General features: G+C 71.7%; 13 protein-coding genes, 1 other RNA gene and 1 pseudogene. 5 read left to right on the forward strand and 10 right to left on the reverse strand.

All coding sequences use genetic code 11. The annotated features are described in order from the left end of the window. Positions 1 to 201: 201 nt before the first annotated feature. Both AB0O76_RS02895 and AB0O76_RS02900 read left to right on the forward strand, forming a co-directional pair. Positions 202 to 468 carry a hypothetical protein gene (locus tag AB0O76_RS02895; RefSeq protein WP_365484600.1) on the forward strand — a complete coding sequence of 89 codons (267 nt, stop codon included), beginning with the start codon at positions 202 to 204 and terminating at the stop codon, positions 466 to 468. A 112-nt stretch (positions 469 to 580) separates the two neighbouring features. Beyond that, positions 581 to 2,257: a DUF6119 family protein gene (locus tag AB0O76_RS02900; protein ID WP_365484603.1), complete on the forward strand. Its 1,677-nt coding sequence runs from the start codon at positions 581 to 583 to the stop codon at positions 2,255 to 2,257. A gap of 209 nt (positions 2,258 to 2,466) precedes the next feature. On the opposite strand, the gene rnpB is transcribed toward AB0O76_RS02900, so the two are convergent. The 4 genes and pseudogenes from rnpB to AB0O76_RS02920 form a co-directional block, all read right to left on the reverse strand. Beyond that, positions 2,467 to 2,886: RNase P RNA component class A (gene rnpB / locus AB0O76_RS02905), an RNA gene on the reverse strand. Between the two features lie 121 nt (positions 2,887 to 3,007). Further along, positions 3,008 to 3,787: pseudogene (locus AB0O76_RS02910) on the reverse strand (DMT family transporter); the annotation flags it as partial. A gap of 19 nt (positions 3,788 to 3,806) precedes the next feature. Next, complete coding sequence (locus AB0O76_RS02915) at positions 3,807 to 4,703, reverse strand: AraC family transcriptional regulator (RefSeq protein ID WP_365484605.1); 897 nt, start codon at positions 4,701 to 4,703, stop codon at positions 3,807 to 3,809. Positions 4,704 to 4,797: 94 nt separating this feature from the next. Then, on the reverse strand, positions 4,798 to 5,367 hold the full coding sequence (locus tag AB0O76_RS02920) for a Uma2 family endonuclease (protein WP_365485511.1): 570 nt from the start codon (positions 5,365 to 5,367) through the stop codon (positions 4,798 to 4,800). A gap of 203 nt (positions 5,368 to 5,570) precedes the next feature. Here AB0O76_RS02920 and AB0O76_RS02925 point away from each other — a divergent pair, with 203 nt between their 5' ends. Continuing rightward, positions 5,571 to 6,398 (forward strand): MerR family transcriptional regulator, encoded by an 828-nt coding sequence (locus AB0O76_RS02925; RefSeq protein ID WP_365485513.1) that lies wholly within the window; start codon positions 5,571 to 5,573, stop codon positions 6,396 to 6,398. After that, a complete protein-coding gene (locus AB0O76_RS02930) occupies positions 6,395 to 7,195 on the forward strand; it encodes a hypothetical protein (RefSeq protein WP_365484608.1) in 801 nt (266 codons plus the stop codon). Before AB0O76_RS02925 ends, AB0O76_RS02930 begins: the two co-directional genes overlap by 4 nt. A 16-nt stretch (positions 7,196 to 7,211) precedes the next feature. On the opposite strand, the gene AB0O76_RS02935 is transcribed toward AB0O76_RS02930, so the two are convergent. Next, positions 7,212 to 8,654, reverse strand: coding sequence for an RNB domain-containing ribonuclease (locus AB0O76_RS02935; protein WP_365484610.1), 1,443 nt, complete (start codon positions 8,652 to 8,654; stop codon positions 7,212 to 7,214). Between the two features lie 97 nt (positions 8,655 to 8,751). Beyond that, positions 8,752 to 9,558: a peroxide stress protein YaaA gene (gene yaaA / locus AB0O76_RS02940; RefSeq protein ID WP_365484613.1), complete on the reverse strand. Its 807-nt coding sequence runs from the start codon at positions 9,556 to 9,558 to the stop codon at positions 8,752 to 8,754. A gap of 245 nt (positions 9,559 to 9,803) precedes the next feature. Between yaaA and eda the strand changes: the two genes are divergently transcribed. After that, positions 9,804 to 10,430: a bifunctional 4-hydroxy-2-oxoglutarate aldolase/2-dehydro-3-deoxy-phosphogluconate aldolase gene (gene eda / locus AB0O76_RS02945; RefSeq protein ID WP_365484616.1), complete on the forward strand. Its 627-nt coding sequence runs from the start codon at positions 9,804 to 9,806 to the stop codon at positions 10,428 to 10,430. A 169-nt stretch (positions 10,431 to 10,599) separates the two neighbouring features. On the opposite strand, the gene AB0O76_RS02950 is transcribed toward eda, so the two are convergent. The 4 genes from AB0O76_RS02950 to AB0O76_RS02965 all read right to left on the reverse strand — a co-directional run bounded on the left by AB0O76_RS02950 (position 10,600) and on the right by AB0O76_RS02965 (position 14,722). Then, positions 10,600 to 11,856, reverse strand: a complete 1,257-nt coding sequence (locus tag AB0O76_RS02950) for a bifunctional RNase H/acid phosphatase (RefSeq protein ID WP_365484618.1) — start codon at positions 11,854 to 11,856, stop codon at positions 10,600 to 10,602. Positions 11,857 to 11,868: 12 nt separating this feature from the next. Further along, entirely contained in the window at positions 11,869 to 12,612 is a 744-nt protein-coding gene (locus AB0O76_RS02955; protein ID WP_360763903.1) for a C4-type zinc ribbon domain-containing protein, read from the reverse strand. Continuing rightward, positions 12,609 to 13,463 (reverse strand): Nif3-like dinuclear metal center hexameric protein, encoded by an 855-nt coding sequence (locus AB0O76_RS02960; protein WP_365484621.1) that lies wholly within the window; start codon positions 13,461 to 13,463, stop codon positions 12,609 to 12,611. Before AB0O76_RS02960 ends, AB0O76_RS02955 begins: the two co-directional genes overlap by 4 nt. Before the next feature lie 200 nt (positions 13,464 to 13,663). Then, positions 13,664 to 14,722 carry an iron-siderophore ABC transporter substrate-binding protein gene (locus tag AB0O76_RS02965; RefSeq protein ID WP_365484624.1) on the reverse strand — a complete coding sequence of 353 codons (1,059 nt, stop codon included), beginning with the start codon at positions 14,720 to 14,722 and terminating at the stop codon, positions 13,664 to 13,666. Between the last annotated feature and the right edge of the window lie 123 nt (positions 14,723 to 14,845).

Genomic DNA, 14,845 nt, shown 5'->3' on the forward strand with positions numbered 1-14,845 from the left:
CCAGTGAGGGCGGCCGTCGCTAGCCTCTTCTCGGCGGCCTCGCAGCGCTCGATGCCATCTCCCCGGCCCCATGCAATCGCCGCCTCAAAGCGCCTCCGGTCAGGCCGATCCCTAAGGCCTAAATCGTCATGCCCATGTCAGCTAGGTGATCTATCGGTCGGCCCAGTACGGGGCGATCCGAAGCCCCTCCTGGAGGAAACCGTGCTCCATCAGCGCCTGATCCGTGCCGCCCAGCGCGTCCCGCGCCCCTTCAGCCGCAGGGCGGTACAGCGCTCGTGCGGCAAGACGTGGTTCATCGACCGCATCGCGGCGGACCTCGCGCTCGCCAGGATTCATTCCCACGGCGTGGCGCGGGCCAAGGACCCGCTTCGTTCGTACCACTGCCCGAGGTGCCATGGCTGGCACCTCACCTCGGCCCCCGCCCGGCGGGACCACTCCGCAGCGTCGAAGATCACCCGTCGGCACTGATCCCTCGGACGGCGCGTCCGCGCGTCGCGCGCCGCCCGCGCACGGCCGGTGGATTCGGTACGTGTGCACCCCACCTCAAACACTTGGAGAACACATCAACCACCCGACCGACATGGTCACCCTCAACCGCCTCGTCGGCGTCAAGCCGACCGCAGAGGCGATGCGTACGGCGCTGGACGGCGATCAACTCGACGGCTGGGACGCCCAGCTGCACGACGCCAGCCACGGCACGGGCGTCCCTTCCGTCCTGCTCGTGGGCGGAAAGGGCGCGGAAGCCTCGTGGTGCGGCTCGGTGGAGCGCTCGTCGGGCATCCGTGCCCCGGAGTTCAAGCGCCGCACCGCCGCGCTGCAGTTGATGGCCATCGACGGCGAGGTGTACGCCGTCGGCCACGACGACGGTTTCCGCCTGCTCCCCGACGAGCTCAAAGACCGCAGCTTCGGTCTCTCCTTCGTCATCCGGCAGATCGACCCCCAGCAGGTCCGCGGACTCGCGGCCTCCACCCTCGGGCAGGCCAGGACGGACATCGCCGTCACGCCGGGCGGCATCCCCCTCTCCATGCTCGGGATCCGTGCATACGACCAGCTCGTGTCCCGTATCGGCGGATACCTCGACACCATCGAGCTGACGTATGCCCGCTACGGGCGCGGCAGGGCGGTTACCGCTGAGGGTGGGTGCGGCCTGCGCCTCCGGCTCGGCGTCGACTCTGCCGACCTGATCGCCGACATCCGCGAGATCGCCCGCATCTGCCACGACCGCAAGCCTCGGCCGGGGCTGGAGTTCGTCGAGCACTTCGTGCCGGTCCGGGACCTGAAGGTCCGGGAAGCCCTCGACCTGGCCCTGGATGACGTGCTGGGGTGCGCCGAAGACGGCAGAGTCACCCTCGCCGTCCCGGGGGATCTCGTGGGTGTCTATGGCGAGGCCGCCGGCTTCAGTGTGAAGATCGGTCTTCGCCGGGCGGACAAGGTGGACGACCTCTCCGTCTCCCATCTCCTGGACCCTGTACGTGTCCACAGGCCCGGCAGCCGCCTCAGCACCCTGCGAGGCGGCAAGGTTCGCGTATACGGGCAGCCCGAGTTGGACGGCTCCACCTCTGCCGTCGCCACCAGCGCGCTCCGGTGGGTCGAGGCCAACGTCAGCCTCGGCGAGCGCCGGTTCTGCCTCTGGGACCAGTCCTGGTACGAGATCGGCGCGGGCTACGAGAAGGAGATCCAGGCCACCATCGCGAGCGTGATCAAGACGATGCCGTCGTGGACGCCGCCGCCGTGGCCGCGCGGCGCCGATGAGGTGACGTACAACCAGGATCTGTCGAAGACTCCGGAGGGGCGCGGTTTCCTCAACCTCGACCGCGCCTACGTGAAGAACCCCCTCAAGCGCCGCAACGTCCTGGAGGTGTGCGACCACCTCGCTCCGGACGGCTCCCTGGTCCTGGTCAAGCCGGCCCACGGCAGGTCGGGGCCTCTGAGCCACCTCTTCAACCAGGGACTGGTGACCGTCCAGCTGCTGCAGAACTCGGCTGCGGTGCGGAGGGAGTTCACCAGGCTCGTCCGCGAGAAGAGCGGCGATACGTGGCACCTCCCCGAGGACTTCGTTCCCCGGCGGATCATCTTCGCCATCCGCCTGAAGCCCGGGGCCCCGGTGACCTCGAACACACTGTTCGGCTTCTCTCAGGTCACGCTCGCGCAGACGGTCAGGGTCCTGCAGCAGTGGGGGGTCACCGTCGAGGTCATCGGCATCCCCGATGGTGGCCCAGGCGCGGTGCAGAACCGCGGCAGGTGGGCCGCGGCGTAGCGGATCAGTCGGTGAACAGTTGGCCTTGAGCCCTCTCCTGGGTCTCCAGCCTGCCCTCACCGGATCACGCCCGCAGCACGCGATCCCCGTGCACACCCAATGCACAACCACGCGGGAACTCCCGGGAACACCCCAGGTCAGCCAGGCACACCCGACCCAACGCCAAACGGCCCCGCCCCAGGAATAACCCCAGGTCAGGGCCGTAATAGCAGACGAGTCGGGCTGTACGCCGGGTTCTGTCGCCCGGGCGCCTCGCGGCGGCCGGGGAGACGGCCATCCATCTAGGGCCCGCATTGCTGCGGGCCTCGTGCGGTCTACCCGCGGACTCGGGCGGGCAGCCCTCGATCGTCCGCGCAGAACCGCCCCTTTTCACAAAGCGGCGTTTCCTTTTGACCTTGCTCCAGGTGGGGTTTACCTAGCCGCCTGAGTCACCTCAGGCGCTGGTGGTCTCTTACACCACCGTTTCACCCTTACCGGGGGCCGAAGCCTCCGGCGGTCTGTTTTCTGTGGCACTGTCCCGCGGGTCACCCCGGGTGGCCGTTAGCCACCACCTTGCCCTGTGGAGCCCGGACGTTCCTCGGGAAGAGCCCCTGGTGAGGGGAGCTTCACGCGGCCGTCCGCCCGGCTCGTCTGCCGTAGCGACCATGCTACCCGGCGTGTGCCGGAGCTCCGCCCCGCGGACCCCGCCGTCGCCAGGAACGAGCCCGCCAGGATCAGTGCGAACGACGCCGCGATGCCCGCCGTGAGGGGTTCGGAGAGGAAGGCCACGCCCGCGGCGACCGCCACCGCCGGGTTCACGTAGGTGAAGACGACGGCCCGCGTCGGGCCTGCCTCGCGGATGAGTTCGAGGAAGACGACAAAGGCGAGGGCTGTGCAGATGACGCCCAGGCCCGCGAGGGAGGCCAGGGTCTGCGGGCTGGGGGCAGCAGACGGCCGGGTGGCCCAGGCCGGTACGGCGTAGACCAGCGCCGCCAGCGTCAGGCAGGGGGCGATCAGCTGGAGGGTGGGGACCGCCTTGAGGTGGCGGGCCACGATCAGCGGGGCGATGGCGTAGCCCAGCGCCGTGAGCAGGACCTCCGTCAGGGACCAGGCGTCGCCGCCGGTGAGGTGGGGGACGGTGAGGACGGCGACTCCGCCCAGGCCCAGGCCCAGGCCCGTGAGGCGGCGGGCGCCCAGGCGTTCCGTGTCGCCGAAGAAGCGGGCAAGGACCGCGCCGATGATCGGGACCGCGGCGATCAGCAGGCCCGCCGTGGAGCTGGAGAGGCGGCGCTCGGCGTCGGTGAGGGTCCACCAGGGGCCCAGGATCTCGATGCAGGCGAAGGCCAGCATGGGCTTCCAGTGGGCGCGTACGACACGGGTCAGGCCCCCTTGTCGTAGCGCGAACGGCAGGAGCAGCGCGGCGCCGAGCGCGCAGCGGGCGAAGACCACCATCGACGGCGAGAGCTCTTCGACGGCCACTTTGATCATCAGGTACGGGATGCCCCAGAGGACACCCATCAGGGAGAAGAGGAACCAGCCGCGTGCAGTCATGCGGGCAGTTTCGGGTTGTTCAATGGGTGACGTCTTGAACGTTGTTGCGGTGTGCGGATGGTTGGACGCTTTTGCGGTACGCCGCCGGGGTCACCCCCACGATTCGGCGGAACCAGCGGGTCAGGTGTGCCTGGTCGGCGAAGCCCACCAGGGCGGCCGCGTCGGCGGGTCGCAGGCCCGCGTCGAGGAGGGCGCGGGCCCGGGTCACGCGGTGCTGGGCGAGCCAGGCGTAGGGCGGCATCCCCGTCGACGTACGGAAGGCGCGCAGGAGTTGGTAGCGGGAGAGGCCGAGCGGGGCGGCGAGTTCGGCTAGGGAGGGCGGGGCGAGGAGCTCGTCGGCGAGGCGGTCGCGCACGGCGCGGGCTATGTGGTCGGCGCCCGGGATCGTGTCGCACAGCGGCCGTGCGGTGCTGTGCCTGCGGGCGAGCGCGGCGAGCAGCCAGGGCAGCCGCGACTCCGCCTCCAGCGGGTCGGGGCGGTCACTGAGCTGGGTGTGGGCGGCGCGCAGGGCGGCGGCGAGTTCGGGGTCGTCCAGGACCGGGTCGCGGAAGTGGGGGAACGGGGACGTGGCTTCGGAGAGGACGGTGCCTTCGGCGAGCAGCGTCCGATCCGGGTACATCGCCCGGTACGCATATCCCCCGCCGGGTCCCGGGCCGCCCGTGTGCACCTCTCCGGGCGCGAGTACGACGATGGATCCAGGCCCCAGGTGCAGCCGCCCGCCCCGGTAGTCGATGATCTCGGAGCCGCCGATGTGGACGCCGACGGTGAATTCCTCGTGGTAGTGCGGCGCGTAGCGGTGCTGGTCGAAGCGGGCGGTGAGGAGGTCGAGGGAGCCGCCGCCGGGGCCGAGCGGGGTACGGGTCCAGACGGCGTGCTCGCGGCGGCTGCCGTTGTCGTGCAGCGCCTCGCCGCCCATGCCGTGCCCCCCCCTGCTCGCGTCGCCCCCACCTCAGGGATGCAACGCCGCCCGCCCCTCTTTCATGCCGCTTCCGGGAACTTTCCGTGGACGGTCAGACGAACTCCGAGGTCTCCAGCTCGAAGCCGAACGGTTCGGGGAGCGCGACCGCTTTGCCGAAGGGGAGCGTGCAGAGCTGCCGGTAGTCGTCCCCTTCGGCCTCGCTGAACAGCGTCACCGAGGATTCGTCACGGTCGATGAGCAGGTAGAGCGGGATGCCGCCGCGGGCGTAGCAGCGCCGCTTGGCTTCCCGGTCCGCCTGCGGCTTGGTGGAGGTGACCTCGAGGACCATGGTTACGCCGTCGCAGGGCATCCAGGGCTCTGCGCCCTTGAAGAGCCGCAGCTCCGTGGGGACGAAGGTACCGTCCGGGATCGCGTGGTTCTGCGGGCAGGCCTCCCCGCCCTTCAGCTTCAGCCCCTTGTTCGCGGAGAACTGCATGTCGGTCCGGCAACGCCTGTACACCTGGGTCACGACCCCGCTGATGCAGTGCTCGTGGTCCCCGTCCGGCGGCGGAGTGACGACAATGTCCCCCTCGATCAATTCCGCCCGGAATCCCTCCGGGGTGTCCAGGGCCAGGAAGCCCTCCAGCAGGACCTCCGCCCGCATGAGCGACTGTTGTGGCATCGCAGCCATGTCACGCCCCTTCCTCGGTCGCTCGCCAGACTGGGACATCGGTGATCCGTCGTCCACGAGATCGGGAGTCGTTCCCTCAATCGTGGCACCGGACCACGGGTGACCGGCAGGCTTCGTCCGCCGGGCTGGGTCCCCGCCCCGCGTCCCCTTGACCTTGCCGCAGCGTCAACGTTTCTACTGGCCCCATGAGCGGAATGCGGATCGGCGAGCTCGCCGGCGCCGTGGGTGTCACCACGCGGGCCATCAGGCACTACCACCATCTCGGGCTGCTTCCCGAGCCCGAGCGGCGGCCCAACGGGTACCGGGAGTACACCTTGCGGCATGCCGTCGTGCTCGCCCGGATCCGGCGGCTGACCGAGCTGGGGCTCGGCCTCGCCGAGGTGCGGGACGTGCTCGCGGACGACGCGGGGCGCGAGCTCGCCGAGGTGCTCGCCGAGCTGGACGAGGACCTCGCCCGGCAGGAGGCCGCGATCAGGGAGCGCAGGGAGCGGCTGCGGGAGCTGCTCGCCGACACGAACGGCGGACGGCTGCCCGCCGATGGGCCCGTCTCGCTCGAACTGGCCGAATTCTTCGGCGAGATGGCGCTGGCGTCCGGCCATCGCGAGGGCCACCCCGGCTCCGCGATGGCCGCGAAAGACCGGGAGTTGCTCGCCCTGATCGAGACGGCCGCGCCCGCGGAAGACCGGGACCGGCTGCTCGCGGCGCTGCGTCCGGTGCTCGAAGGGCCACAAGCGGTGGAGGCCGCGTACGACGTGTACGCCCGTCTGGAAGCTCTCGCGGACGCCGATCCCGCCGACCCGCGCGTGGACGAGACGGCGCGGGCGCTCGCCGCGTGCCTGCCGGACACACTGGCCGAGGAGCTGGGGAGCGAACAGCTTGCGGCGCTCGCAGGGGTGGAGGGCAAGGATCCCGATGCCGCCAACTCCGCTTTTCTCAAGGCCTTCTTCGCCGACTTCGCCCCCGCGCAGGCGGCGGCCGTGCGCCGCGCCATGCGGCTGCTCGCCGAGCGGGGTGCGCGATGACACGGCTGCTGCGGGGGCTCGTCTGGATCGCCGTGCCCCTTGAACTCGCCTTTGTCACCTTGCTGTTGGCGGGGTCGGCGATCCCCGCCGCCGTGCTCATCGGTGCCGAGGCCGTCGCCGTGGCGCTGCTCGTGGTCGCGGGCGCGGGGCTCGCGGTCCTGCACCGGCGGGGCGGGCGCGACGCCGTACGGGACGTCGTGCCCGAGCCCGTGCGGCGGATCGTCGGGCATGAGCTGCGGGCCCTGATCAGCCTCTTCCTGTGGGTGGCGCGGCGGCGGAACGGGGTACGGCGGGGCGATGCGGGGTTCGGGCATGCGCGCGATCAGGCCCCGCTCATGTACGGCTTCATCTTCGTGTGTGTCGTGGAGACCGTCGGCCTGGCCGTACTGCTGCGGAACGTGCCCGTGGTGCACGAGATCACGCTCTTCGTCGACGTCTACTCCGTCGTCCTGATGCTCGGCCTGCACGCCGCGTCCGTGACCCGGCCGCACGTGCTGTCCGCCGACGCCTTCCGCGTACGTAAAGGCGCCCACTGCGACCTGCGGATACCGCTCGACCGGATCGCCGCCGTACACGGTGAGCGGCGCTACTCGCACGAGCCCGCAGACGGCGTGCTCGACCTGGTGGTCGCCTCCCAGACCTCCCTCACCCTGGAACTGACGGATCCCGTCACGGCCGTCGGCTTCCTCGGCAGGCGCCGCCCGGTGACGACGGTGCGGCTGCACGCCGACGATCCGGCGGGGCTCATCGCCGCGCTCAAGGCGGCGACCCGCGAGACGGCGGCGACCGTCGAGTAGGCCTTACGTGTAGGCCTTACGCGGGCGCGAATCGCACTTCCGCCACCCCGGGGTCCGCCTGCGTCAGGCGGACCCGCAGGCGCTCCCCCAACGGCAGCTCCCCCGTGCCGCCCTCGATCGGGGCGACGATCGCCGGCTCCGTCAACTGGACGGTGCCGGCGGCCGGTTCGTCCTCCTTCACGTCCACCACCACCGCGTCGAAGATCTCGCCGACCCGCTCCTTGAGCAGCGCCGCCTCGACGATGTCGACGCAGGCGCGCTCCACGGTGTTGCCGCGCCGCGTGCCGTCCGCCATCTCCTTGGGCAGCTCGGGCAACGCGGCGAGCACCCACTCCGGAACCCCGGCTCCCGCACAGGCCGCGAGGCAGAGCTCGGCGGCGTAACGGTCGACGAGGCGGCGCAGCGGTGCCGTGCAGTGGGCGTAGGGGGCGGCGACGGCGGCGTGCGCGGTGCGCTCGGGGACCTCGCCGCCGCTGAACGCGGTGTAGCCCGCGCCCCGCAGCAGCGTGGTGCACTCCTGCAGGAACGCGGCGTGGTGGGACCGGGTCGGATCGAGCGAGCGCACCAGTTCGGCGTACGGAACGTGGTGCGGCCAGTCGATGCGCAGGGCCTTCGCGGTGCGCCTGAGGCGGCCGACCGCGCCGTCGGGGGCGGTGGGCAGGGTACGCAGGATGCCCGTCCCCGACGCGATCATCAGGTCCGCCGCCGCCATCCCGGTGAGCAGGGAGATCTGGGCGTTCCAGCCGTCGGCGGGCAGCGGCGCCCGGTAGGCGAGTTCGTAGGCACCGTCCCGCTCGACGATCTCCTGCTCGGGGACGTTGAGGGAGATGCCGCCGCGCTCGACCTCGAGGCGCTCGCGCAGCCGCCCGATGCCGGCGAGCAGCGCGAGCGGCTCCTCGGCGGTGCCGTCGTCGATCGCCCGCTGCACCCCGTCGTAGTCGAGCTTGGCGCGGCTGCGTACGAGGGCACGGCGTACGTCCGTCGAGAGGGTCCGCCCCTCGTCGTCCAGGTCGATCGTCCAGAGCGCGGCGGGACAGTCCTGCCCGGGCAGCAGGCTGGCCGCGCCCTCGCTCAGGGCGGTGGGGTGCAGCGGCACCTTCTCGTCGGGGAAGTAGAGGGTCGTGACGCGCCGGTGGGCCTCGGCGTCGAGCGCCTGCCCCGGCGTGACATACGCGGCGACGTCGGCGATGGCGTACCGCACCCGGAATCCGCCGCTCTCCCGCCGCGACAGGTGCATCGCCTGGTCGAGGTCGACGGAGGTCGGCGGGTCGATGGTGAAGAGGGGGATGTCGGTCGCGTCATGGTCGGGGAGCCGTGGCGCGGCGGCGGCGCACTCCGCCTCCGCGAGGACATCGGCCGGGAACTCCTCCGGCACGTCCAGCTTCGTCCGCAGTTCACGCAGCACGCCCCGCAACGGAGCCTCGGCTGCGCCGGTCACGTGGAGATGGCGGCGGGGCATGGCCCGAGCGTAGGCCCGGCGGGCGGCGGGCGCTCGTCCCGCCGGGCCGCTCGGAGCACGCCGCCCGGCCCGGACCGGTCTCAGTGGATCTCTCGCCTCAGTGGATCTCTCGTACCACCACGTCGAGCGCCCATGCCTTGCCCGGCTTCGCCGGGGTCTCGGCCTCCACGACGTGGCCCAGGTCCCGGAGCGCCTCGACCAGTTCGGCCGGGTTCTTGGGCTGCGTGCCGGTCTCCAGGAGGGAGCGGACGATGCGGCCCTTCGTCGCCTTGTTGAAGTGCGAGACGACGGAGCGCTTCTCGGCCCCGGTCGCCGGGTCGATCTGCGCGTGAAGCACCCGGACCGTCGCCGTCCGCCCTGCGACCTCGCCCTTCGGCTTCCACGCCGCCGCGTACGCCGACGACCGCAGATCGAGTACGAGCCCGTCGCCCGCCGCATCGGGCAGCGCCGAGGCCATCGGCGTACGCCAGTGGGCGCCGAGCGCGCCGATGCCCGGCAGCTTCACGCCCATGGAGCAGCGGTAGGAGGGGATGCGGTCGGTGATGCCGACGGCGCCCCAAAGCCCCGAGAACACGAGCAGGGAGCGGGCCGCGCGGCGCTTGGCCGCCGCGTCGAGCGACGCGAGGCCCAGGGCGTCGTACAGCACGCCGGTGTAGATCTCCCCGGCGGGACGCGCGCCCGCCGTGCGGAGCTCGGTGTTCTTGGCAACCTCGGCGCGCAGGCCCTCGCTCAGACCGAGTACGTCGCGGGCCTTCTCCTCGTCCGCGAGGCAGAGGTCCACCAGCTCGTCGAGGACGGCCTGCCGCGCGTCCGCGAGGGCGGGGAGGGAGAGGGACTCCGGCTTGAGGGGGGCGCCGCGGCCGGAGGGGGCCTTGCCTTCGGAGGGCGGCAGCAGCACGAGCACGGGGTCTCCTTCGGAGGGATGCGGGTGGGGGGTGCGGCCCCCGGGCCAGGGTAATGGGCCCGGGGCCGCCTGATCACCCCGCGGCGCGGGGGCGCAGGGGCGCAGGAACAAGCGTTTCCCGCCCACCCGCCCGTTTACCCGGCGAGTGTGGGGTGGGGGGCTCGGGGCGGTGGGAGCCAGATCAAGGCGTTGCAGCATACGCAACGACCTTTGCGTATGCTGCTCGCTCCCGGCAGGATGCTGGCATGGCATACCCCTCCGCCTCCGTGCTCGATCTCGCCCCCGTCATCCCCGTGGTCGTCGTCGAGGACGTCGCCGACGCCGTGCCGCTGGCGCGTGCGCTCGTCACGGGTGGGCTGCCCGCCATCGAGGTGACGCTGCGGACGCCCGCCGCGCTCGACGCGATCCGGGCGATCGCCGCCGAGGTCCCGGACGCCGCGGTCGGCGCGGGCACCGTCATCTCGGCGCAGGGCGTCGCGGACTCGGTTGGCGCCGGGGCCCGCTTCCTGGTCAGCCCGGGCTGGACGGAAACGTTGCTCGGCGCGATGCAGGAGTCGGGGGTGCCGTTCCTGCCGGGTGTCTCGACGACCTCGGAGGTTGTCGCGCTGCTGGAGCGCGGGGTGAGCGAGATGAAGTTCTTCCCGGCGGAGGCCGCCGGCGGGACCGCCTATCTCAAGTCCCTCGGGGGCCCGCTCCCGCAGGCCCGTTTCTGCCCGACCGGCGGCATCTCGCTCACCTCCGCACCGTCCTACCTCGCCCTGCCCAACGTCGGCTGCGTGGGCGGCAGTTGGATGCTGCCCACCGAGGCGATCGCAGCGAAGGACTGGACGCGGGTCGAGAAACTGACCCGCGAGGCGGCGGCCCTGCGCTGACACCGGCACGGTGCCGCGCCCCGCAAGGGGCGCGGGGCTGTGACATGTGCGGCTCCGCCGCGGAGGGGGTCCCCCCTGTTCGAGCGAAGCCGAGAACTTGGGGGAGCGGCCAGCCACGACACAGCCGCAGACGAGCGACGGCATCCTCGCGGCACTTCCCGCGGAGCGCTTAGCGCAAGTGCGCCGTCTCGTTCAGCAAGCGCAGCGACGCGTGGCCGTCCGCGTAGTACGCCACCGCCGACAGCGAGGCCGCCGAGAGCTCCATGCGGAACAGCGCCTCGGGCGGGGCGCCGAGCGCAAGGCGGACCAGGGTCTTGATCGGCGTGACGTGCGTGACGAGCAGCACCGTCCGTCCCGCGTACTCGGCGGTCAGTCGGTCCCGCGCCGCCGAGACCCGCCGGGATACCGCCGCGAAGGACTCACCGCCGGGCGGCGCCGCCTTCGACGACGACAGCCAGGCGTTCAGTTCCTCCGGCTGACGCTCGCGCACCTCGCCGAAGGTCATGCCCTCCCAGGCGCCGAAGTCCGTCTCGCGGAGCCCGTCCTCGATGCGTACGTCGAGTCCGGTGCGGGCGGCCACGGCCTGCGCGGTCTCCTGGCAGCGCTTCAGCGGCGAGGAGACGATCGCCTGGATCGTGCCACGGGCCGCGAGCGCCGCCGCCGCACGCTCGGCCTGCTCGCGGCCGATGTCCGAGAGCGACGGGTCGGAGCCGCCGCTGCCCGAGAACCGCTTCTGCGGGGTCAGCGCGGTCTCGCCGTGCCGCAGCAGGACGAAGGTCGCGGGGGCGCCGAGGTCGGGGGCGGCCCAGCCGACGGGCGGGGCCTGTGCGGCCACGTTGCCCGCGGCACGGACGTCCGCCGCACTACCGGAAGGCACTTCCGGAGCCCGTCGCTCCGCCAGCGCCGCCCGCGCCTTCGCCGCACCCGCGGCGGCGTCACCGGGCGGCCCCGAAGCCACCGGGACCGACGCCTTCACGTCCAGTTCGGCCGTGGACGCCGAAGCCGACCACTGTTCGCCCCGCCTGCCCGCGTCCATCGCCTCGTTGGCCAGCCGGTCCGCGTGCTTGTTCTTCTCGCGCGGGATCCACTCGTACGTCACCTGGGGCGCAGGGAAGACCCGCGCCGCCTCCGCCGCCAGCGGCTTCATGTCCGGGTGCTTGATCTTCCAGCGGCCCGACATCTGCTCGACGACCAGCTTCGAGTCCATGCGGACATGGACCGACGCCGAGGGGTCGAGGGCGTGCGCGGCCTTGAGGCCGGCCACCAGGCCCTTGTACTCGGCGACGTTGTTCGTCGCGACGCCGATGTACTCCGCGGCCTCCGCCAGGGTCTCCCCCGTCGCCGCGTCGATGACCACGGAGCCGTAGCCCGCGGGCCCCGGGTTGCCCCGGGAACCGCCGTCGGCCTCGACGATGAACTCCCGCACGTACGTGGTCCCTTACAGGCCGGACTCGGACGTACGGACCAGGATGCGGCGGCAGTTCTCGCACCGCAGGACCGTGTCCGGGGACGCCGCCTTCACCTCGTTGACCTCGGTGATGTTCAGCTCCAGGCGGCAGCCCTCGCAGCGCCGCTGGTAGAGCTTGGCCGCGCCGACGCCGCCCTGCTGGACGCGCAGCTTGTCGTAGAGCTTGAGCAGGTCGGCCGGGACCGAACCCGCCACGACCTCGCGCTCCTTGGTGACCGTGGCGGCCTCGCCGTCGATCTCCTCGAAGGCGGCGTCACGGCGGGCCGTCGCGTCGTCGATCTTCGCCTGCACGGAGGAGACCCGCTTCCCCAGCTCGGAGACCCGCTCCTGGGCGGACTCGCGGCGCTCCATGACCTCCAGGACCACGTCCTCCAGGTCGCCCTGGCGCTTGGCGAGCGAGGCGATCTCGCGCTGGAGGTTCTCCAGGTCCTTGGGCGAGGTGACGGCGCCCGAGTCGAGGCGCTGCTGGTCGCGGGCCGCGCGCTGACGCACCTGGTCGACGTCCTGCTCCGCCTTGGTCTGCTCGCGGGCGCAGTCGCTCTCCTCGGTCGTCGAGGCGACGTGCAGGTCGCGCAGCTGCGCGAGGTCCTTGTTCAGCGACTCGATCTCGGCGTGCTCGGGCAGCGACTTCTTCTTGTGCGCGAGCTGCTGCAGACGTACGTCCAGGGCCTGGACGTCGAGCAGTCGGATCTGGTCGGCGGGCGCGGCGTTCAGTTGGGGGCTCCAGATGTGTCAGTAAGCGGTGAGGCCGCGTGGGCGGTCCAGGGGTCGGTGACCGTCTTGGAGACGTGGACGCGCAGTCCCCATCCGTTCCGGTCGGAAATCTCGTCGAGCTGGGCTGCGGCCAGCTCGCACCAGGGCCACTCGGTGGCCCAGTGCGCGGCGTCGAGCAGCGCGAGGGGCGTGCGTTCGCGGGCCTCGGACGCCGGGTGGTGGCGCAGGTCCGCGGTGAGGAAGGCGTCGACGCCGGAGGCCCGTACGTCGTCGAAGAGGCTGTCGCCGGAGCCGCCGCTGACCGCGACGGTGCGGATCAGCTGCTCCGGATCGCCCGCGACCCGGATGCCCTGCGCGGTGGCGGGCAGCCGCTTCGCCGCGCGCTCGGCGAGCTCGCTCAGCGTCAGCGGGTGCTCGAGCTCGCAGATCCTGCCGAGTCCGCGGCGGCCGTGCCCGTCCGCCGGGTCCGGCACCAGGGGACGTACGACGCGGAGGTCGAGCGCGCCCGCGAGGGCGTCGGACACGCCGGGGTCGGCCTGGTCCGCGTTGGTGTGCGCGACGTGCAGCGCGACGTCGTGCTTGATCAGGTCGTGCACGACGCGGCCCTTGAAGGTGCCGGCCGAGACCGTCGTCGTACCGCGCAGGTAGAGCGGATGGTGCGTGACCAGGAGCTGGGCGCCCAGCCTCACCGCCTCGTCGGCGATCTCCTGGACGGGGTCGACGGCGAAGAGGACCCGGGAGACCTCCGCGTCGGGATCGCCGCAGACCGTGCCGACCGCGTCCCACTGCTCGGCCCGCTCGGGGGGCCACAGGGCGTCGAGGGCGGCGATGACTTCAGACAGACGGGGCACGGGTAAAAGGCTACCTTCCCGCTGCGCTCGGCATGTCGTGCGTTACTGACCGCCCCGTAGGGGCGCGGGGAACTGCGCGCTCAGCCCGGGAAAAGCCGCAGACGCGTCCGCCGAGTACCGAGCAGATGCGTCTGCGGCTTTTCTGTGGTTGCTCGCGCAGTTCCCCGCGCCCCTACGGGGCGCCTCTTACGGAGCGCCACTTACGGAGCGAGGTTGCCCCTGAGGTCGTCGAGGACAGAGTTCGCCGCCGTCACGCCGAGGCCCAGGTACCACGTCTCGTCCGGGACATCCTTGGCCTGGCCCTTCTTCACCGCGTCGAGCTTCTTCCAGAGCGGGTTCTTCTCGGCCTCGGAGCGGCCCGTCTTCTTCGCGTCGCCGTAGACACCCGTGAAGATCCAGTCCGCGTCGGCCTCGTCGATCTTCTCCGGGCTGATCTCCGCGGCGAGGTCGTTGATCTGCTGGTTCTTCGGGCGGGGCAGACCGGCGTCGTCGAGGATCGTGCCGATGAAGGACGCCTTCGCGTAGAGGCGGATGCGGTCCGGCATGTAGCGGAGCATCGTGATGGTCGGCTTGTCGTCGCCGAGGTCCCGGCCCAGGGACCGCGCCTTCTCCTCGTACGAGGCGAGCTCGGTCTTCGCCTTCGCGGTCTTGTCGAGCGCGGCCGCGTTCAGGAGGTAGTTCTCCTTCCACGTGAAGCCGGGGCGGATGGAGAAGACGGTCGGGGCGATCTTGGAGAGCTGCGGGTAGAGCTTGGCGGCGCGCAGTTCGCTGCCGAGGATCAGGTCCGGCTTGAGGCCCGCGATCGCTTCCAGGTTGAGGGAGTTGATCGTGCCGACGTCCTTGGGGTTGCCGGCCTCCTTCTTCAGGTAGCCGGGTACGCCGTCGTCGCCCTCGGTGGGGGCGTAGCCGACGGGCTTCACGCCGAGGGACACGACGTTGTCGAGCTCGCCGACGTCCAGGACCACGACCCGCTTGGGCTGCGCCTTCAGCTCGGTCTTGCCGCGGGCGTGCGTGATGGTGCGGGGGAACTCGCCCGCCTTGGCCTTGGTGCCCATCTTCGCCGTCTGCTCGGCGGCCTTGGCGAAGTCGTCGCCGCCCTGGGCGACGGACTTGCTGCCGCTGCCGTTGTCGGACTTGCCGGAGTCCGAGCCGCTGTCGCCGGATCCGCAGGCCGTGAGGGAGAGCGCGCCGGCCACGGCGACGGCGACCGCGGCGGTGGCACGGCGGCGGGGGCGTATGGACCGTACGGACGGGGACATCGGTGCTCCAGGGTGTGTGCCGATCGCGGTGGAGCCGGGGCCGGCATACCGCCCGCCCGAACCGCTCCGTGACCACTTAGGTTCGCCTTACTTTAAGCGCGCCCTCCCCACCCAGCACAACCA

The organism is Streptomyces sp. NPDC086554 (genome assembly GCF_040686095.1).
GTDB lineage: Bacteria > Actinomycetota > Actinomycetes > Streptomycetales > Streptomycetaceae > Streptomyces.

Excerpts from the sequence above, each read along its gene's own strand:
- AB0O76_RS02935 (WP_365484610.1), bottom strand. The coding sequence starts at position 8,654 with ATGCCCCGCCGCCATCTCCACGTGACCGGCGCAGCCGAGGCTCCGTTG.
- AB0O76_RS02900 (WP_365484603.1), top strand. The coding sequence starts at position 581 with ATGGTCACCCTCAACCGCCTCGTCGGCGTCAAGCCGACCGCAGAGGCG.
- AB0O76_RS02925 (WP_365485513.1), top strand. The coding sequence starts at position 5,571 with ATGCGGATCGGCGAGCTCGCCGGCGCCGTGGGTGTCACCACGCGGGCC.
- AB0O76_RS02915 (WP_365484605.1), bottom strand. The coding sequence starts at position 4,703 with ATGGGCGGCGAGGCGCTGCACGACAACGGCAGCCGCCGCGAGCACGCC.
- AB0O76_RS02930 (WP_365484608.1), top strand. The coding sequence starts at position 6,395 with ATGACACGGCTGCTGCGGGGGCTCGTCTGGATCGCCGTGCCCCTTGAA.
- AB0O76_RS02920 (WP_365485511.1), bottom strand. The coding sequence starts at position 5,367 with ATGCCACAACAGTCGCTCATGCGGGCGGAGGTCCTGCTGGAGGGCTTC.
- eda (WP_365484616.1), top strand. The coding sequence starts at position 9,804 with ATGGCATACCCCTCCGCCTCCGTGCTCGATCTCGCCCCCGTCATCCCC.
- AB0O76_RS02965 (WP_365484624.1), bottom strand. The coding sequence starts at position 14,722 with ATGTCCCCGTCCGTACGGTCCATACGCCCCCGCCGCCGTGCCACCGCC.